Annotated in this window: 17 protein-coding genes; 14 read left to right on the top strand and 3 right to left on the bottom strand. The window is 51.2% G+C overall.

The window, feature by feature from the left end:
* Positions 1 to 12 precede the first annotated feature (12 nt).
* Positions 13 to 1,635: a PepSY-associated TM helix domain-containing protein gene (locus tag G8768_RS19300; protein ID WP_166843382.1), complete on the top strand. Its 1,623-nt coding sequence runs from the start codon at positions 13 to 15 to the stop codon at positions 1,633 to 1,635.
* Here the strand turns inward: G8768_RS19300 and G8768_RS19295 are convergent.
* A complete protein-coding gene (locus G8768_RS19295) occupies positions 1,605 to 3,539 on the bottom strand; it encodes a sensor domain-containing diguanylate cyclase (RefSeq protein WP_166843383.1) in 1,935 nt (644 codons plus the stop codon). The two genes, G8768_RS19300 and G8768_RS19295, sit on opposite strands and share 31 nt — an antisense overlap.
* Positions 3,540 to 3,877: 338 nt before the next feature.
* Between G8768_RS19295 and G8768_RS19290 the strand changes: the two genes are divergently transcribed.
* From G8768_RS19290 to G8768_RS19230, 13 genes are all read left to right on the top strand, one after another.
* A complete protein-coding gene (locus tag G8768_RS19290; protein ID WP_166843384.1) occupies positions 3,878 to 5,770 on the top strand; it encodes a hypothetical protein in 1,893 nt (630 codons plus the stop codon).
* A 253-nt stretch (positions 5,771 to 6,023) separates the two neighbouring features.
* Positions 6,024 to 6,509 (top strand): DUF2271 domain-containing protein, encoded by a 486-nt coding sequence (locus G8768_RS19285; RefSeq protein ID WP_166843385.1) that lies wholly within the window; start codon positions 6,024 to 6,026, stop codon positions 6,507 to 6,509.
* On the top strand, positions 6,506 to 7,276 hold the full coding sequence (locus G8768_RS19280; protein WP_166843386.1) for a DUF3450 family protein: 771 nt from the start codon (positions 6,506 to 6,508) through the stop codon (positions 7,274 to 7,276). Before G8768_RS19285 ends, G8768_RS19280 begins: the two co-directional genes overlap by 4 nt.
* A complete protein-coding gene (locus G8768_RS19275) occupies positions 7,273 to 8,643 on the top strand; it encodes a MotA/TolQ/ExbB proton channel family protein (RefSeq protein WP_166843387.1) in 1,371 nt (456 codons plus the stop codon). The genes G8768_RS19280 and G8768_RS19275 overlap by 4 nt, the downstream gene beginning before the upstream one ends.
* Positions 8,640 to 9,023, top strand: a complete 384-nt coding sequence (locus G8768_RS19270; protein ID WP_166843388.1) for a MotA/TolQ/ExbB proton channel family protein — start codon at positions 8,640 to 8,642, stop codon at positions 9,021 to 9,023. Before G8768_RS19275 ends, G8768_RS19270 begins: the two co-directional genes overlap by 4 nt.
* 4 nt (positions 9,024 to 9,027) lie before the next feature.
* A complete protein-coding gene (locus tag G8768_RS19265; RefSeq protein WP_166843389.1) occupies positions 9,028 to 9,438 on the top strand; it encodes an ExbD/TolR family protein in 411 nt (136 codons plus the stop codon).
* 2 nt (positions 9,439 to 9,440) lie between these two features.
* On the top strand, positions 9,441 to 10,124 hold the full coding sequence (locus G8768_RS19260; protein ID WP_166843390.1) for an energy transducer TonB: 684 nt from the start codon (positions 9,441 to 9,443) through the stop codon (positions 10,122 to 10,124).
* Between the two features lie 8 nt (positions 10,125 to 10,132).
* Positions 10,133 to 11,512, top strand: a complete 1,380-nt coding sequence (locus tag G8768_RS19255) for a tetratricopeptide repeat protein (protein WP_166843391.1) — start codon at positions 10,133 to 10,135, stop codon at positions 11,510 to 11,512.
* Positions 11,513 to 11,515: 3 nt separating this feature from the next.
* Positions 11,516 to 12,094: a PepSY-associated TM helix domain-containing protein gene (locus tag G8768_RS19250; RefSeq protein WP_166843392.1), complete on the top strand. Its 579-nt coding sequence runs from the start codon at positions 11,516 to 11,518 to the stop codon at positions 12,092 to 12,094.
* A 153-nt stretch (positions 12,095 to 12,247) separates the two neighbouring features.
* A complete protein-coding gene (locus G8768_RS19245; RefSeq protein ID WP_166843393.1) occupies positions 12,248 to 13,048 on the top strand; it encodes a DUF4198 domain-containing protein in 801 nt (266 codons plus the stop codon).
* Positions 13,049 to 13,060: 12 nt separating this feature from the next.
* Positions 13,061 to 14,089, top strand: coding sequence for a CREC-EF hand family protein (locus G8768_RS19240; RefSeq protein ID WP_166843394.1), 1,029 nt, complete (start codon positions 13,061 to 13,063; stop codon positions 14,087 to 14,089).
* A gap of 73 nt (positions 14,090 to 14,162) precedes the next feature.
* A complete protein-coding gene (locus G8768_RS19235; protein ID WP_166843395.1) occupies positions 14,163 to 15,623 on the top strand; it encodes a DUF2271 domain-containing protein in 1,461 nt (486 codons plus the stop codon).
* Between the two features lie 17 nt (positions 15,624 to 15,640).
* Positions 15,641 to 17,857, top strand: a complete 2,217-nt coding sequence (locus G8768_RS19230) for a TonB-dependent hemoglobin/transferrin/lactoferrin family receptor (protein ID WP_166843396.1) — start codon at positions 15,641 to 15,643, stop codon at positions 17,855 to 17,857.
* Positions 17,858 to 17,911: 54 nt separating this feature from the next.
* Here G8768_RS19230 and G8768_RS19225 read toward each other — a convergent pair whose 3' ends face one another.
* Positions 17,912 to 18,658: a carbon-nitrogen hydrolase family protein gene (locus G8768_RS19225; protein WP_166843397.1), complete on the bottom strand. Its 747-nt coding sequence runs from the start codon at positions 18,656 to 18,658 to the stop codon at positions 17,912 to 17,914.
* 27 nt (positions 18,659 to 18,685) lie between these two features.
* Positions 18,686 to 20,074: a multicopper oxidase family protein gene (locus G8768_RS19220; RefSeq protein ID WP_166843398.1), complete on the bottom strand. Its 1,389-nt coding sequence runs from the start codon at positions 20,072 to 20,074 to the stop codon at positions 18,686 to 18,688.
* Positions 20,075 to 20,080: the final 6 nt, after the last annotated feature.

The raw sequence follows: 20,080 nt of genomic DNA, 5'->3' as shown, positions 1-20,080 counted from the left end.
AAAGATAAAACAATGATTCGCAACGATATCGTTCGTGTATACCGTGAAGTGCACAGCTGGGTGGGCATACTCTGTGGCCTGTTTTTGTTTATCGCCTTTTATGCCGGGGCGCTGTCCATGTTTGAAGAAAGCATTCAGCGCTGGGCCTCGCCACCTTTGAAACCGTCACATATCACCCCCATAGAAAAAACCCAAACCTTAATCGACCGGGTGATTACCGAGCATCCTTCGGCTGGAAGAAATTTCAATATTGTTCTGCAAAGCAGCCCTGACAGACCGGGAAGAATGCACTGGGAGGAACGCGAGCCGGGTGCCGATGATCACGCATTGCCAACGCATTTTTACGCCGACCTGAGTACCGAAGGTGAGCTGCTGATCCGCAAGGAGCAAGCTTCCCCGGTAGCACAACTGATCGACACTCTGCACCAGCAAGTCGGCATTCTGATTGACCATGAGTTGGCCATGCCCATCACAGGCATCGTTTCGGCGCTTTATGCGATTGCCCTTGTCTCCGGTGTCATTATTTTACTGCCAACTCTGGTAAAAGATTTGTTCGCGCTTCGCTTGGGTGGAAAAGTAAAACGTATGTGGCTGGATGTGCATAACCTGCTGGGGGTTTTCAGCCTGCCCTTTCATATCATCATGGCTCTGACGGCTGTCGTCTTCGCACTGCACGATCCATTCTACGGTACCCAGATGGTCAGCATACACGCCGATAAGAAAGTGCCCCTTGAGGGGCCTCCAGCCGTCAGCCCTCCCAGCGAGAATGCGCCCTTCTACCCGGTCGAAAAACTGATCGGCAAACTGGAAAGCTCTGCACCGGAATTCAGCCCCGACATTCTGAACTACCGCCAAACCCGTGGCCCCAAGCCCAAGCAAATGTTGTTTGTTATGGGTAAAGATCCAAAGCATCACGCCAGTCGCCCGCGCCACGGTTTAGTCAGCCTCGACGCTTATACCGGAGAGATTCTTTCAACTGAATACATGCCCGGGCAGCAAGAAGTGTTACAAGCAACCGTCAGCAGCTTCTTCGCCTTGCATTTTGGTAACTATGGCGGCGCCATTACCCAATGGCTGTATTTCTTTCTCGGTCTGGCCGGTGCCTTCCTGTTCTACAGCGGCAATCTGTTATGGATTGAAGCCAAACGGAAACAGAATCGCAAGAAGAGTGGCTTTCGCTCTGATCACTTTCTCTATCAATTAAGCGTGGGCGTGAGCCTCGGTTGTATCGCGGGCATTTCAGCGGTTGTCGCCATGGCCAAGCTGGCACCGGGCGCGATCATGAACGTACCGGCACAGTACAACGGCTTGTATTATCTGCTGTTCTTTGTCTGTGTAGTCTGGGCATTTTTGAAGCGGAGCGACGCTAAAAAGAATGCGCGAAACCTGTTGTATTTCTGTGCCGCCGTAACGGCTTTGATCCCGCTTGCCAGTCTGCTGTCGGCACTGGGTTTATTGGGTTGGAATCATGGTGATCACAGTATCTGGGTTGACCTCGTAGCTTGCGTATTCGTTACTGCCTTTTGTCTCATGGCATTAAAGCAACGGCCCGACGCGGCAACTTCCACACAGAGAGCAAATGCCAAACAACGCACTGAAAGCCCTCAGGCTCTCAGCAGCACCTTGGATTCCTGATCTTCCAGCTGCGGCCGATGCTGTACAACACAGTCCCGGCCGCCGCTCTTGGCTTGATACAAAGCCTCATCGGCCCTTTCCAGCAATGTATTGAACTCACCACCCTCTTCCTGATGAGCATAGCCAATACTGACTGTCGGAGCCGGAATCCCGTCAATGGGCTTGGATTTCAAATTATTGGAAAAAGTATCGGCAAGCTTGAGTGTTTCATTGATCGACATTCCATGAATCACAAACAGAAACTCTTCACCACCAAGGCGTCCGAAGTTCACTTCGTTGCTGCAAAACTCAGAGGCCATCAGGGCGATATATTGCAACACTCGATCGCCCTTGGCATGACCAAAATTGTCGTTGATGCTTTTGAAATGATCCACATCAATCAACAACAGGGAAAGACCACCGTGGGTTCTGGCAATCTTTTCACCGTACTCAATAATCGCTCGTCGATTCAGCACCCCCGTCAAACCATCGTAGTTCGCCAGGAATTTGAGCTTCTTCCCATTTCGAGAGGCGTAAAGCACCATGGCGACCAGAGAACAAATCAACAGTAGCGACAGGCTGATAATGAGAACCAGCACTCTGAGTTTATCGCGCTCTGATTGCAGTGCCAGCTCGGTCATATGATTATCCTGTATCAGGCGCTCGACTTTCATCGCTTCAGATTCAAAATCAAATCTGGCACGCTCAACTTCGGCCGCCATCATGCGTATATGATCACTCCGCTTAAGGTATGACTGATGCACCTTTTGGAAAGAGATCGCTGACTCTTTGTAACGCCCCAGGGCAAAGTTTGCTTCCGCATCCAGTTTAAGCGCCAGATGACGATATTCACTCCATTCCTGCTCACGGGTCGCAAGCTCCACTAACTTACATTTGGCTATGGCCTCTTCGTATTTTCCATCAGCGTTTGCGTAATCCGCATAGGCCAGATAATACGTCAGCTTGCTGGCAACCGCCTGAACCTCGTTTTCAACAGAAGTGGCAATCTCGATGTACTTCCTGGCCTGTTCAAGTTCGCCCTGCTTAACCTTCAGTCGGATCATTGAACTGGCAAAGCCCAGCAGTCGACCATCGTTATTCACACCGGCCTTTCTGAACTCCGCCTCCAGCATTAGCAGGTACTTTTCCGCTTCACGTATCTCCCCCAAACGAAAATAAGCGTCTGCAATCTGATTCAAATCGTATTTGACGTTTCTGGAGTTTTTGATCAGACGATCGAATTTTAATGCCGACTTCAAATACGAAATCGACTCTTTATCGCGCCACATATGCCGATAGACATACCCGATTCGGTAGTTCATCTCAGCTTGCAGGAAAAAGGCGTGATTCCCACTTTCTGCGGGCAACAATTCCCGGATAAGAATCGACTGCGCCCGCTTGTAACTGGAAAAAGTCAGAGGGAAATTCTTCTGGAATGAGTACACATCACCAAGGGTTAAGAAGCTGTGAAAGGCGACTTGAAAGTCATCCGCTTCAATGGACTCCTGAATCACACTCTCCAGTGTGGATTTCGATTCTTCGCCTCTGGAGAGATTCGCATAAGACAATCCCAAAAGCATCTTGCTGTAGCGAAGATAGGAAGCGGGAAGCGATTCTCGTTTCGCAATATCCAGTAATTGCTTCCTGACTTCTATGGAATCCTCAAACTTTTCGGTGTGCGTCAGGGCTTCCTGATAATGCAAATAAAACTGAGCTTGCAACAGCGGCGGATAATCGTCGAGGTGATCCAGATGAGACTCAAGCTTGTCTTTGGTTTCCGCATTCGACCTCATCAGAAAATGCTTCTGATCCAATGTCTGCAACAGGCTTTGAAGGGACTCCGCCAACGAGGACTGCGATAAGCCGGACATCACGATCAGCAGTACCCAGAGAATAAACGCGCTTAGATTTTTTTTATGGCTCATGTCCTGGCAGACCTTACAGCAATTACACCAGAAAGAAGCAGTATGGGTTTAAGCCATCAAATTCGTGCCCCTTATCGGTCTTGGCTAAGTTAACACACATGGGTAGAAGCCCTAGCTCCCACAGCCAGAAATGACCACAAATTACTAGATCAACAAAAGACTAGCCACACTTTTTAACCAGTTCAGTCCGTTTGATGTTACTGAACCAAAACTGAATATTGCGCCGCCTGGAGACCAGCGCCAGATCACTCTCGGCCCCTTCTGAAACGGGCTTGCTGCCCCCGATTGAGTCAGGCACACTTAGCGCGATTTATCTTAAGTAGGCTAAGGACGTCAAAATGGCTTTTGATTACGGCTCGATAGACCTGGGGCTAAGAAACCCCTTTAAGAAAGAAGGGGCGGTAACAGCCCTGCGCGGTGCCGCCGAAGTGGCAATGGGTGTTTTCCTGTTATTCCAGGCTGCCTCGATCGTAAAAGAGAACGCCGGTATGGGCTGGATATTGGTTCTCTTTGGGCTGTTTCTACTGGCCAGCGGCATTCGATTTTGCGCCAGTGGCATCATTGCGACTCTGCGCTTTTTTGTTGGCCGTAACCACCCAACCTCATTGGCCCAGAATTTCAGCCATTCCGAAGCCAGCACCGCCAAGGAAGAATACGATTACCTCGCCTATACCCGCCAGGGACTGACCGAAATGCTGGTCGGGCGCAAAAACTCCACCTTTGTTGAACCCGAAGGCCTGGTCGCCCGCTTTATGCACAGCATCTTCCCCAAGCTGATCTTTATGCCTTACCCGGTGCGCAATATGGCTCAGCATTTGTTTGGCGCCTGGGTGAGAACCCTTGTCGCTCTGATCGCCTATGCATTAACGGCCTTTGTTTCCCTGGCAGGTTTTGCCGGAGAGATCGGTGAGTTCGCCTTCCCGGCCTACTCCGTTGCGCTGACGATTTACCTGATTCTGGTTTGGCGAGCCGCCGGCCAGGGCATTAACCGAACCGCCGACAAACGCATTTCCAGCCTTGGGGGCAAAGAGCTTACCAAAGTGGTCGCTGGAGCAATTCTTCTGCCCGTCATTATCGGTCTGGCCCTGTCCTTTACTCTGAAAACCAGCGGCTGGAGCCTTCTCAAGCTGGAAGAGGTGCTGGCCTGGCTGCCGGCACCCAATACATTGTTTTATCTTCTGGGCATCAGCATTGCCGCAGTTGTGGTCAGTGTCATTTGCAGCATGATGCTGAAAAAGCGCCTGGGCTACTGCGATCCGAAAGCCGAGGTTTCTGAGCTGCGTGAAAACTGGCAGGAATCCGTTCACCCCAATGAAATTTTCATCAATCTTGATAACTTGGTAATGGCCAATCGCCGCTATAAGGAAGTACCGAACCGGGTTTACCAGGAGCTGGAACCCAATCTGGAAGAACAGGTGGAAGGCAAAGGCAAGTTCTTCGGAGAAATGATCCAGGAAGTGCAGCCCAAATTCAAAGCGATGGATCTCGGCGCCGCGTTTAACAGCAGCCGCATGCTCAGCCTGATTACGGGTAATGTCGGCTTTCTGATCGCTTCCCTGCTGACCGTCTGGCTGGCCTTCAATGTGGGCGATCTGTACAACTACATGAACGAGATCGGATTTAAACGCCTTGGTTCGGCCCTGACAGATGAGCAAATTGCAGAACTGTCGAGCCTGGCCGCCGCCGTGATCCATGTGTTTCTGGCTGCGGTTCTGATTCGCGCCTTTGCCCGTATACTGAGCAACGCCGCCCATGTGTTCTTTGCCGAAATGCAGTTTGAGAGTCACCTGATTTATGTGAAAGTGGAAGGCACCTTCACCGAATCCAAGATCTCTACGGGAACCAGCATTCACGATTCCACCCGCTCTGAAAACACCCTGGTTCGTTCAAGCATTACGCCCTGGGTCATTGTGAGCCGCATTGTTTCCAGTACCTTTGCCGCCAGCGGGATGCGCAATCTGGAGCACCCGCGCTACATTCTGGAAATGCATAAAAACGATCAGGAACTCGCCAGTATTCGCCAGGACGTGATCAGCTTCCTGAAGGATCGCGAATCCATCGCCGCTATTACCAGCGAGCGCGATTTGCACAATGCTTCCCAGATTCATGACATCAATCAGCAGTCCCGTGCCATTCCCATGCAAAGCAACCCTGCACTCACTCGACAGGATGAGGAAGCCGCCGGGTATTTACGACAGGAAGACGATCTGAACAAGCCGGAACAGCCTTAAACCCCAGTCAAAGCTGGCCAGCTGTTGCCAAAAAGGCAACGGCTGGCCAGAGCTTGCAGCTCCATTTTACCCCCACCAAATCCTACCTATTCCCCTTGATTTAAAGGCTCTTTTTCCATTTCCGGTGCTTTGCCCAAGGAAATAAGTGCCAGATCAAGCCTACTCGCGTCGCTCAATTTCAATACAAAGTTCTAGCCATATTAATTTTAATAATTATAATAACGATTCTCATTTGCCATCTTATTATTAATTTATGTCCAGAAGTACCTTGTCGATGGCCCTGCTATGCTGGGTCGGCAGCACTGTGGCTGCCCCTTATCAAATTGAAATCGAGTTACCCAGCTTTAATGTTGGGGATTACGAGCGCCCCTACGCGGCGGTTTGGATTGCCAACAGCAAAAACAAACCCCAGCGTGTGGTTCAGCTGTGGTATGAAGATGACCGCTGGTTAAAGGATCTTAAGTACTTTTGGCGACGCGTTCTACGCAAGAACGAACATGCCGCCGACGGTGTCACCGGTGCAACAAAAGGGCCAGGTGTGTACACCCTCACTTGGGATGGATTGGACGGCAAAGCAAAGGAACTGGCGCCCGGCACCTATAAGCTCTGCGCTGAAGTCGCCCGGGAACACGGCGGCCACAATGCCAAATGTCTGAAGTTCGAATGGCCGCTAACTGAAAAAGGTGAACTCAAACTGGAAGGAGAGTTCAGCCAACTGAGCATTGAGGCCAAGTCGTGAAACGCTGGATTCTGACAGCTTCATTGGCGCTGGGCTTGAGCTATCAAGCGGGCAGCCTCGCCCAACAATCCCCCGCCTCCCGTCTCGAAGGACTCATGCAACAATGGCTGGCCATCGAGCAACAGCGTGAACAGATGCGTTTATCCTGGCAAGAGGAAAAGCAGGTTCTGCAACAGCGCCTTGAGCTGTTGAATGCCGAAAGCTCGGGGCTTAAAAAGCACCTGGATAAACACTCCGGTTTAAAAACCAAAGCTCAGCAAAAACGCGAAGAACTGGCCAGCGAACAAAACGCTCTGGAGGCCCGCCAACAGCAACTCAAAGGCTCTCTGGAATCGGCCAGTCGCCATGTCACCGCTCTGCTGCCTCGGCTACCCGAACCACTGGCGAAACACTGGCAGGAAAATTTGAATAAGCTGGCTCTGTTGGAGGATCACCCCAGCAAGCGGCTGGATCTGTATCTCGATATGTACAAAAGCTTTGACCGCTTTCGAGAAAAAGTCACCCTGCATCAAGCGCTGATGCCAATCGCGGATGAGGGCGAGCAGGAAATATTGGTAGATCAGCTCTATCTCGGTGTTTCCAAAGGCTGGTACCTGAGTCGGGATGGCCAATACGCAGGCTACGGTGAAGCGGGGAGTGATCAATGGCAGTGGCACAGCGACAATGCACTGGCCGATCAACTGCAAGCCCTGATCAAAGCGGCCAAGCAGCCTGAAAAAGCCACCCTGTTGCCAATCACCGTAACATTGAGTGGTGATGCCATATGATCACACTCAAACGATTCGCACGTAAACGTTCGAGATCATTGCTTAGCACCACCCTGCTATCGGCCGCCCTGCTCAGCCCGGCAAGTTGGGCCGACAATCAGCTTGAAGCCGGTCTGATGAGGGATATCAAAAAATCCCAAAGTCAGCTTCTTGCTTTACAGAAAAAGCAGTCTGCTGAAAGACAATCCTTTTCTACTCGACTTCATAAAGCAGAAATTCAAGTTGAAGGCTTACGTGATAAGGCGGCCACCATCCAGCGCCTGGCCGATGAAAAAACTCTGGCCCTGCAAGAACTGCAAGACCGACTGAAAAACTGGCAGGAACAAGACGCCTATCAAGCTTATGCCCTGGTCGATTATCTGGGCAACAAGATAGATCTGGACGACAGCCACAACAGTGATACCCTGCTGAACCTGTTTGAACAACAGGCTCAAGAACAGCAAGATGCCCTGCTGCCAAGCTGGAAAGCACAGCAAATTATCAGTACTGACGGCCAGCTTCAGGATGCCCAGGTTCTCCGTCTGGGTCCGGTTCGCTGGGCGGTGTCGAAAGCCCCAGATTCACAAGCCATTGCAGGCTGGTTAAACGACAACGACATTCCCGAAATTATTCTGCAGGCCTCTGATTCCCAAAGCCGCAGCTGGCAAGCACAAGCCCAACAAGGCCAAGGCGAACTGCATTTTGACCCCAGTCTGGAGCGCGCCATCAAACTGGCACAGCAAGAAGAAAGCCTGAGTGAACATATTTTTAAAGGCGGTGTTTGGGCCCTGCCGATTTTGTTCTTCGGTGTCGTTGCCGTGATATGTGCCCTATTGAAGAGCCTACAGCTGTTGCGCCTTCCCAAATGGATTCCCGCGCTTGGCAGTCGTGCAGCCGCAGCCTTCCAGCGTGGCGATCGCGAAGCGGGAGCGCAATTGCAAGCACTGTTTAAGCAACAGAAAAAGCCGGGCATTCAAGCTCAACTGCTCAACATCTGTTTGACGGAAGAGCAACTCGGACCAAGGGAAGATCGCCTGTTTAACAGTTTAATGGCCGACAAGCAGCGTCTCGAAAAATGGTTAGGCACAATCGCCGTAATCGCCGCCGTTGCCCCCTTGTTGGGCCTGCTTGGAACCGTCAGCGGCATGATCGAAACCTTTAAGCTGATGACCATTTTTGGCTCGGGTGACGCCAGCGCCGTATCGTCCGGTATTTCTGAAGCTCTGGTCACTACCGAATTGGGCTTGGTGGTCGCCATTCCTGCTCTGCTGCTGCACGCCTTTTTGCAACGTTGGGTACGCCGTCAAAACAGTAAAGCCGAAGCTTTCGCTATCGAGCTGAGCCAATTGCAATGGCCCGTTGAAAAACCCGAGGTGAGAGCCGCATGATTTTGCATCTTGATCAGTGGGTTTTCTGGGCAATTCTGCTGGTGGGCTTACTCGCGTACAGCCTGCTGTTTGATACGTTGCTAAATGCCAACGCAGACCTGGAAAAGAAGCAATCCCGCTGTCAACTCGCAGACGCCTGCCTGGCGGCCCTGCCCCTGTTGGGTTTGCTCGGCACCATTATGGGCTTGCTGCAAACCTTTGCCGATATGGCCGCCGACCATGTGGATTTCAACACCCTGATCGCTGGCGGTGTGGGCACCGCTCTGGGCACAACACAGCTTGGCCTTTTGCTGGCTGTACCCGGCTACCTGCTCAACCACTACATTAAAAGCCGCCTTGTCCAATACGGTGAGACGGACACTGGCATGAGCGAGGCTTAGGCGTATGAGATCCAGACTCAGCCAGCGCATCGAACAGGAACAAGGCAACAATATCGACTTGTCTCCGCTGTTGGATGTCGTTTTTATTCTGCTGATCTTCTTTATCGTGACCACGGTTTTTGTAAAAGAAACCGGTATTGAAGTGGATAAACCCAAAGCCGTTTCGAGCGAACGCCTGGAACGCAATGTGATTCTGTTGGCCATCAGCGCCAGCGGCGAAGTCATGTACGACGGTGCCAATATCGGTGTCTCCGGCGTGCGCGCAACCATCGCCCACGCCCTGGCCAAGCAGAAAAAAGCCTTGGTGATTCAAGCGGATAAAAACACCTCGGCTCAACTGCTGGTGGATGTGATCGACCAAGCCAAGCTGGCAGGCGCCAGTCAAATCAATATCGCGACCAAGCGAGGGAGCTAACGATGGCAACGGGTGCAATGAGTTCACAGCTTTCAAAAGCGCAAGCATTTTCACCGTTTGCCCGCCGGGCACTGGCGATATTATTTGCCGGTCTGAGCCTGGCCGCCTTATTGGCATTGCTGCAGCTGAGTAAATCCGACAAGGTACCGGAAAAGAAAGACTGGGTCGTGCGCCAGATCAGTGTTGCGCTGCCGCCCCCACCACCGCCACCGGCCCAGGAACAAAGTCAGGAAAGCAGCCAGGTTGCCGATCTGGATTTCAGCTTTCAAGCACAGGGCTTAGCTTTGAAAGTCAGTAAACAACCGGTCAAAGTCAACGAGATAAAAGTCGAAAAACCACCTGTCGACAGTTTGACTCAGGTTAATTTAAACATTGATTGGTCTCCCGATTGGCAGGCCTTTGGGCTGGAACAGCTGGACCAGCGACCACAATTGCTGACGCCGATTCGCGTGAGTTTTCCTCACCGACTGTACCAACGTGGTGTCAATAAAGCGCTGGTCAAATTGCTGGTGATGATCGACGAGCAAGGCCAGGTGCATTTGCAAAGAATCACCCAATTAAAATATCCGGAACTCAAACCCAGTTTAAAACAAGCCATTAATCAAGCTCGCTTTACGCCGCCCAAAGTCGATGGAAAGTTGGTAAAAGCCGAATTTATCTGGCCACTAGAACTGGAGCACAGTTGAGGTCTCCTATGCTATTTTTTAATACCTCAATACGAGCCCGGCAGTTCCTCAATGGCCTTGTTTTCAGCCTGGGCTTAGTGGTTTTGAGTCTGCCGGCAAGCGCGGATGTCAAAATTTCTTTGCCTGAACCCAATTGGGCCATGAGTTTCAAACCGCTGGCCAGCGGGGGCAGCAATCCGAAGTTGAAAACCGAAGAATTTCCGATCATTGATGCCATACGCCCACTGCTGGATAAAAAACAATACAGCAGGGCCAACACCCAGTTGAAAGAGCATTGGCCCAGTGAACCCAGCGCCGCACTGCTTTACGTCCGTGCGCAAGTGCTCACCCAACTTAAACAATACTCGCAGGCTGAAAAAGACTATCTGAAGTCCATCAAACTGCATGGCGATTATATGTTGGCCAGCCAATCTCTGGCAGGGCTTGCACTGAGTCAAAATCAAGCGGGAAAGGCACGTCAGTATCTCGCACAAACCATTGCGCTCGGCGGTGCCAGCGCAGATCTGTTCGGTCAACTGGGCTACCTGAATTTGCGCGAACATTCGGCATTCAGCTCTGTCGCTGCCTATCAGAGAGCCTACGCCCTTGCGCCCGAGAACAAGCACTGGCAGAAAGGTTTGCTAATGGCCTTGAGTCAATCGCGCTCGCACTTGCAAGCTAACAGTTTGATTGATGAACTGCTGCGGGATGATCCAAACAACCGTGAACTCTGGCTGCACAAAGCCAATGCCGCAATCGCAGCTGAACAAAAGAATCGCGCACTGACCGCGATGGAAATGGCGTATCGCCTGGGCGAAAAACAGAAGCAGAATCTGCAACTGCTGGCGCAACTTAATGTGCAGTCCGGAAACATTTCTCGTGCCGTTCATATCGCCAAGCAAAGCCCCAGCCTGCTGAAAGACTATGGTTACCTCGGCCCGATGTTGGAGTGGTTGGCATCACACGGTCACTGGAATGATCTCGCCACGCTGATTCAGGCCAGCAAAGCTCAAAGCAAACAGTACCGTTCTGTAGACCTGAGTCACTGGAGTTTGCAGCGTGCCAAGCTGGCGGCCAATAAAGGCCAAAGCAAACGCCAGGCAAGCCTGCTGCAACAAGCGCTCAAGCACAACCCGGCCAATGGCGACGCCATTTTGGATCTCGCCCAATTGCGTATCGAACAAGGACAGCTAAGCCGTGCAGACATCCTTTTGAGTCGCGCGGCTTCCATGGACAACAGCCGCGAAGCGGCCTGGATGAAACGTGCCCAGGTGGCCTACCTGCAAAAACGCTACAAGGCCGCGCAAGGCTTTTTACAAAACATACTGAAGCTCGATCCGAGCCGCAGGGACTTGATTGCAAATATGGACATTCTTCAGAGACTGATAAGACAACAAAACACACGCTAAACCATGAAAGTAAACAAAACTCTGTGGCGCTGGTCCCGATTGCTCCATATTTACGCAGCGATTGCCCTGTTGCTGTTACTGCTGTTCTTCGCCTTCACGGGCATTACCCTGAACCACCCCAGCTGGTTCGTTGGTGAAGCCCAGGAACAGGAAATTGAATTTCAACTGGACGCCTACAAAGCCGAACAAGGCGCTCAGTTCAGCCCAAACCAGATTGGGCAGATTGAACAGGCTTTAGGCCTGAACTTCAGTCAGCTAAAAATCGAAGATGACGGGGAAGTACTGTTTTTTGATGCGCAGATGCCCGGTGGTTTTGCCAGTGGCGAACTGGAACTGGAAAGTGGCTTGGTGACTGCCAGCCGCAGTGATTTTGGTGTTTGGGCCTGGATGAACGATTTGCATAAAGGGCGTCATACCGGCCTCGCCTGGAAGCTGCTGCTCGATGTCAGTTCGGTGCTGATTTTACTGTTTTCCATCAGCGGTTTAATTCTGTTATTGCCCAATCGGCGATACCTGAAGCCCGCTGTGTATCTGGGCTTTTTAACTGCTGCGGTTTGCACCGTTGCTCTGGTCGCCAGTTAAACCGGCGACCTGATCCTCATTTTCGTGTTGAATTGTGGATTTTTCTTCATAATTATTGAGAATCATTTTTATTTGCATTACCATTCGCCTGATTTGTCGACCCACCTTGTCGCAACAGGCGGTAAACACAGCTAAATCTTGGAGAACCTGACTATGTTTGGCCTACCTCGTAAACCCCACGCATTGCTTCTGGCTTCTCTGGCAGCTTTTACCGCTTCCCAGAGTTCAGCCCATACCCCTTATATCGCTCCAACCAGCTTTGAGCCGGTGATGGGAAAAATGGCCAGCTTTGATGCCTCCTTCGCGGAAGAATTCTTCATTCCTGAGGCCGCTTTTAACAAGGGCCACTTCATGGTCACCACTCCAGAAGGCAATAGCGTCAAACCTGATTCAATGGCCGAACTGAAAACCCGTGTGGTTCTGGAACATGAACTGAAAGACGAAGGCACCTACCGCATCACTACGGGCGCACGCAAAGGCGCAACCTTCCTGATTTACGATTTGGACGGCGAAGAGAAGCGGGTTATGGACCCTAAAGAACCTGCACCCGAAGGCGCCGACGTTAAGTTTCACTTCCAATCCATTACTCGCGCCGACACCTATGTCAGCCGCAAGGCTCCGAGTAATGGTGCACTGAAAGTTGAAGCAGAAGGTTTGCAAATTCTTCCCATCGACAACCCGACCGAGTTGTTCGCAGACGAAGAGTTCTCCCTGAAAATTCTGTTGGACAACAAAGGCATGGCCGATCAGGAAATCCTGGCTTACCGCGCCAATCAAGAAAAGAGCAAGCCCATGAGCTTTGCCACCAATAAAGACGGCGTTGCCGCTTTAACTCTGCCGGCTGGTAAATATTTGCTGCGCGCCCGCTATCGCGGACCTGCACCAGAAGGCTCGAAAGTGCCTACCTTCAGCCACACGACCACCCTGAGTGTGCAAGTGTTCGAAAACATCTAAGTGAGAATAGCCATGAAAAAATTACTACCGATTGCCATCGCGGTTGCAAGCTTGAGCGCTTGCTCCCAGACCACACCCGTTGCCGAACAAAGCTCGGCCAACAATGCTAAAGCCGCCATGGCTGATAGCAAAGGCCTGAGCAAAACTGAACGGGCAAAAGCTGCGAAAGATGATCGCGGCCACCGCCCAATGCCCATGACAGAAGAACGTCTGGCCCGCATTCTTGAAGATCACGATGCCTCTAAAGACAGCGTAGTCAGCTGGGGCGAGTACAACGATTCCCGTCGCAAGTTCTTTGACAGTGTCGATAGCAACAAAAACGGCACTCTGGACACCGAAGAATACGTTTACGAATATGAAGGCCGCCTGGACGACCGCATTGAAAAAGATCGCAAAGGTCAGGTAAAACAAACCATCGTTCGCTTCAAGGCTCTCGATAAAGACGACAATGAAGTGATGACCTGGGCCGAATACGAGGCTTCGGGTGAGCGCACCTTTGCTCGCTGGGACGGCAATAAAGATAACGTTATTGATGAAAACGATCCAAAGCCCGAGTACAAGTGGAAAAAGAAAAAAGGCGAAAAAGTTGCCAAGGCCGATAAGAAAAAGGCCAAGAAAAAAGCTCGCCGTCGCTCCATGATTCGCATGCCAACCACACACAGTAAAAAAGGTATGTTCACCATCTATGACGCCAACGAAGATGGCAAGATCACCAAGGATGAATTCGTAAACGAGCGTCGCTCGGTCTTTCACCTTGCCGATCAGGATAAAAGTGGCGATCTGGTATTGAACGAATATCTGGGTGAGTACGAAGATCGCGTGGACGCGGCTATCGCCAAAACCCGTCGTGCGGCCATCAAACAAACCTATATTCGCTTTGATGTTCTGGACGATAACAAGGACAAGAGCATGACCTTTGATGAGCTGCAGATTTCCGGCAAACGCATCTTTAATCGCTGGGACAAAAACCAGGATGGCGTTATTTCAGCAGACGACATCGCCGCCAGCCAGAAGGTAGCAGCCAAGTCGGACAGCTACTAAGCCGTGGTCTAGACCACTCACAACGGCGCCACACCGTGGCGCCTGTTCCCTTTTCAAAACAGTAGCCAAATCAGTGAAACAGTTTCTCACGCCACTTTTAAGCATCGGATGCCTACTCAACAGCGGAATGATGACCGCAGGCATTGTCGATTTCCACAACGACAATGTTTTGGGCACCTCTATGCATTTACGCATCGACGCCAACGATCAGGAAGCCAAACTTGCTGAACAGGCCGCCTTGGCTGAAATTCATCGCCTGGAAAAAATCTACAGCAGCTATGACAGCGAGAGCGAACTCATGCAGATACGCCGTGGTGTTATCAGCACGCTGTCTCCGGAAATGCACACCATGGTTTCGCTTTGCCAACAGTGGCAAAAAGAGTTGCCCATGGCCTTCAGTTGCCGTCTGGGTTCGGTCATTGAAGCGTGGAACGAAGCCGAAAAAAAACAGGAGCGCCCGGATCGTAAAGCCATTCGTGCTCTCGCTCGCAAGGCCCTGTATTCCGAATACACATTGAGCGACGCAGAGATCCCCAAAGATTTCAGCTGGGAATTTTCGGCAATTGCCAAGGGTTACATTATCGACCAGGCGATTGCACAAGCTCGCAAAGCCGCACCTGCAGCGAATGCCCTCACCTTAGAGATTGGCGGAGATATTCGACAGTGGCAAAAACCCGGCAGCAAAGCCTGGGCAATAAGCCTTGCCAACCCCAATCAACTTGACGACAGTCAGCAGAACTCGCTTGGCAACATCCAACTGAATAATCAGGCCATCGCTTACAGTGGTCATCAGGCGAGAAGCCGAAAAATTGGCCGCCGCCAGTTCAGCCACATTCTCCAGGCCCGCGATGGCTGGCCGAGAGATTTTCCGCACAGCGTGGTTGTTATTGCGCCGACGGCAACCAAAGCCGATGCCATCGCAACCGCCCTGAGCACAATGGATGTCGACAAGGCTCTCGATTGGGTTGAACAAACGAAACAGGTCGAAGCCCTGCTGATCAGCGAAGATGGCCGTCAGTTTGCCAGCAGCGCCTGGCACTCATCCGATCATGAAGACAGCAAAGCCGAATTGGCTTCGGCCAATATTCGCTTCGCTCTCCCTAAAATCCGCAGCGGTAACTACCGCAAGCCCTATGTCGCACTTTGGATCGAAAATAAAAAACGTAAGGTCGTTAAGAACTTGCTGTTGCTGGGCGACAGCGAACGCTGGATGAGCGAAAACAGTGTGTGGTGGCGCCGTCAGGGCCGCAAAACCCCTACCCTGCTGGATGTAATGGCTCGCCCTACCCGCCGGGCCGGTGAATATCAACTGCAATGGTCAGGACGCGATGATTTCGGCAAGGCCGTCGCGGCCGGTCAATACCAATTAATTATAGAAGCTGCCAGAGAACATGGTGGACACGAAAAAATAAGCATTCCATTTGAGCTAGGGAAGCCAATAAAACAAACCGAGAAAGGCCAAAAAGAAATCCAGTATATAGAGCTGGAGTTGAGATCACCTTTAGTTGGCAACGCTGAGATAGCGGCCAATTGAATAATGGGGAGACACAAATGTTTAAAAAATCTACTTTAGCGCTGGCCATCGCTCTGGTCAGCAGCAACAGCTTTGCTCAGGTCCAGGAACTGGAAACGACCAAAGTAAAAGGCGAAACCAAAGAAAACCAGGAAGTTATCTCCAATCTGAAGATTGAAGAAAACATGGTCAACAATCTGGACGATCTGGTTCGCGACCTGCCTGGTGTTGTTATCAAGGCCGCTGATGGCCGCTGGGGTGGTACCGGTTTCAACATTCGCGGCGTGGACGATGACCGTATCGCTGTTTCTATCGACGGTGTTGAGCAAGGAGAGACCCTCCAGTACGAAGGAGGTCAGGCCTACGGTTACTTTAAAGGTGGTCGCAATGGTTTGGAATTGGAAACCGTCAAGCAGGTAAGCATCACCAAAGGAGCCGACTCAGTCATTTCCGGTAGCGGTGCACTGGGTGGTTCGGTACGTTTCGTCACTAAAGATGCGGACGATTTCCTGAAAGAAAGCGGCAACGATTTCGGCCTGGACTTCAGCAGCTCCTACGACAGTGCCAGCGAATCCACCATGGGCAGTCTTGCTCTTGCGGGTCGTTCCGGTCAGTTTGAAGCCCTGTTGATTGGTACCAAGCGCAGCGGTCATGAAACCGAAAACCATACGGCTGGCCCCGACATCGACGGCAGTCAGCGTGAGCGTCCAGACCCTCAGGATCGCGATACAGACAGCATCTTGCTTAAGCTGAACTACGATATCAGCAGCAATAACACCATTGGTTTGGTTGTTGAAGATTACACTCAGGAAATCAAAACCGATGCCCGCTCCTACAATGGCCCTTGGTACATCAACCGTCAGGGTGATGACACCAGCGAGCGTCAGCGTGTAGGTATCTTCCACAAGATGGAAGTGAATGCCGGTTTGTTTGACCGTATCGAGTGGAGTATCGACCGTCAGAACATCGACTTTGAAGCCAAAACACCACAAGGTGTAAATATTCCAGGCTTCTTTGGCCCTCCGGTTGTTGGTTTCCGAGTGGACAACCGTTCTTTCGATCAGGAACTGACCCAATTCAAGTTTGACTTCAACAAACGTATTCAAACTGGTGATGTTGAGCATGAGTTGTTCTACGGTTTCGCCTACTCTGACAAAGAAGTAGATAACGAAGAAACGCGTTTGTTCACTCCGGAAGGCAGTACCGAGGTTATTCCAAGCACTCGTCAAGCGCTGGTACCGCATTCCGAAATCAAGAACTACAACCTGTTCGTTCTGGATCGCATTACCCTGAGCAACGAGACTCAGCTCGAAGTGGGAATTCGTTATGACGATTACGAATACGATGCAACAGCAAGCGAGTTTTACGCTGATCGCTTGGGTGGCAGCCTGAACAAACAAGACTTCGACTTCTTCAGTGGCGCTCTAGGCCTGACTCAGAAAATCAACGACAACAGTAAGATTATCGCCAAGATTGGTCGTGCCTTCCGCGCTCCTACGGTTGAAAACCTGTATACCCGCAGCGGCTCGGCTGATGACTGGAGAACCGGCCCTAACCCGGATCTGGATGTTGAAACTGCGACTAACTACGAGCTGACCTTCGAAACTCAATTTGATGCCGGTCGTATCAGCATCACTGGTTTCTTCAATCAGTATCAAGATTTCATTGAGTCTCAGAGCCGCACCCGCATCAATGCGGCTGGTGCAGAAGACATCTACTCTGTAGCAGCCAACGTTGGCGAAGCCGATACCAAAGGTTTGGAAATCAGCGCCAGTGTTGATCTGCACAAAGCTCTGGGCGCGCCCGAAGGTATGAGTGCTTTTGCAAGCTCTGCGTATGCTGATGGTGAGCAGGAAAATGGCGATCCACTGACCAGCATCCAGCCATTCAGTGCAAAACTGGGCTTTGGCTACAATCAGGATGATTGGGGCGTGAACTCTACCCTGACCTATACCTCAGCCAAAGATGCCGAAGATGCCTACTCGACCAACGCCGATGGCGAACGTGTAGAGCGTGACTACCTGAGCAACAGTTCTGCCGTTCTGGATATCACCGCATTCTACAAGGTCACAGAACAACTGACTTTGCGTGCCGGTGTCTTCAACGTTACAGACAAGGAATACTACATCTGGGACAGCATTCGCTTTGTAGGTCGTGATGACCTGCGTCCAGGTATTGGTGTTCGCGGTAACGGCATCACTCGCTTCACTGAGCCAGGCCGTAACTTTACTCTGCGTGCTGATTTTAGCTTCTAAGCCCGCCTGAGTCGCAAAGCTCTCTCCACACGGGGAGAGCTTTGTACAACTGAACTACAGCGTTTTTGTAAAACCTTTTCCAGTGATGGTGTCGAATACCACAATCCCATCACCTGCCACCCCCAGCTGGGCAACGCAATTTCCCTGAGCATCCCAAATGGCCGATTGACCGTGGCCGATAAAATCGTGATTGGGGCCGTGATTGTTGGCCATCATGATTTTCATACCCGATCGCTTAGCCAATGTGGAATACAGTCCACTGGTAACGGCGGCCAAACTTGACTCATCTTTAGCGACACTCGCCATATACAGACTTGCACCTGCGGCAATTGCCGCATCGTTATGGCTGCATTGTTTGGACTCATAACAAATGGCAGGCGCAATGCGCTCATTGCCGTACTCCAAAAACAAGGGGCAATGACCAGGTGCAAAAAATGGCAACTCACTGCTGTGCAGCAATTGTTTTGAATAAACGCGCACCGGATTGAAAGGTTGGAAGCAGAGCATGGAAATCCGAACCTCAGCTTCTCCAAGTTCATTCCTGAATCGCACCGGCATTCCAAGACAGATCAACATGCCGTGCTGATCGCTTTGCTCCTGAATGCTCGGGATGTTGACCTTGTCTGCATCAAACGCCAGCTCCGCTGCCAATGTTGGCTCATAAGCACTGAGAGACAGCTCTGGAAAACAGATCAGATCCACTTTTTCCCTGGCGGCCAATGCAATCAGATCCAGATGCTTTTGTAAGTTAACCTCCAGATCACCGGCAATACTCTGTAATTGCGCTACGCAAATATTCATCCAGAACGCTCCTGTCAAAAAAGGGGATCAGGAAATTTCAATATAGCCCATCAATCCCGTTTTCATATGTTCGATCACGTGGCAATGGTACATCCAGCGGCCAGGATTGTCGGCTACAAACGCAATCTGCACACGCTCGTTTTTTTCCATGAGCACGGTATCGGTAAAAAATGGCTCAATGTTCTTTTTGTTGGATTTGATCACTTTAAACATCACACCATGCATATGAATCGGGTGCATATGCGGAGTGTTGTTTTTTAAATCAAAAATGTAACTTTTCCCCAGATCGAGTTTGGCCAGGGGTTCGGGAATGTTATTGGGCCCCATACCTTCCCAGGCTCGACGATTAATCGTCCAAAAGGCATGCTTTGACTTTCCGGCTTTATCTGCTGGCGTAACAGCGCCTTCCCATTCAAAGACAAAATATTTTTTCTCAGCCTTATCCAACTCGGGCTCGGACAGAGGATTGGGGAGAGGCATCGGAGCCGTGGTAGCCGTCGCTTTTTTCAACGGGCGATCTTCGGCTCGCAAACGCATAAATTCAAAATACAAACGGCCCTTGCCGTTTTCAATCACGATCTCTTCACCGGCGGCGGGCGTTTTAACGGCGATATCGACTCGCATACCCGAACCAATGGAATGATGTTCCAGGGGCTTGGGTTCGGAAAGTGGATTGGCATCGATGCTGACAATATAAGCCGGGCGATCCTTCACCCGTAATTTGTAGACGACCGTGTTGTCGACATTGGCAAATCGCAACCTGACCCAGGCATTGGCGGGCACCGTCATCGCCGGGCGGTTGAGACCATTAATGGTTTCGTAGTTTCCGGGAGTGCCCATGCGCGCGGCATATCGTGGAATACTCAACGGTTTAAAGGATCCATCGTCGTTCAGATGCCAGTTTTTTAACATCAGCGGCAAATCGGCAGCGTAGTCCTCAGGTGAAAACTGCGAGCTGTCGGCTTCCTCAACCAACAATAAACCAACCAAACCCTTACCCAACTGAACCACGCTATTCATATGCGGGTGATACCAGAAGGTTCCCGCATCGGGAGGGATAAATTCATAGCGAAAATGCTCGCCGGGCATAATTGGTTTCTGGCTCAGAAACGGCACGCCGTCCATAGCAATATCAATACGGATACCATGCCAGTGAATGGTCGTGGGCTCATCAAGCTCATTAATGACATCAATAATGACGGGGCGCCCCTGCTTCGCTCGAATAATCGGCGAAGGGTACTGGCCGTTAAAACCCAGGCCCGGAGTTTGGGTGCCCGGGATCAATTCAAAATCAGCAGCCTGCAACCGGATCTCGTATCGATACTCCCCACGCTGCTCGACCTTGAGTTTGGGCATACAGCCGCTCAATGCCAATGTACCTAACAGACCTGCCGATAGAAACTCTCGACGTTTCATAAATGT

It is taken from the genome of Pseudoteredinibacter isoporae, from assembly GCF_011602085.1.
In the GTDB taxonomy this organism is placed as follows: domain Bacteria; phylum Pseudomonadota; class Gammaproteobacteria; order Pseudomonadales; family Cellvibrionaceae; genus Pseudoteredinibacter; species Pseudoteredinibacter isoporae.
Note: the sequence above shows the minus strand (reverse complement) of the source record. Positions and strands in the feature narration are given on the sequence as shown.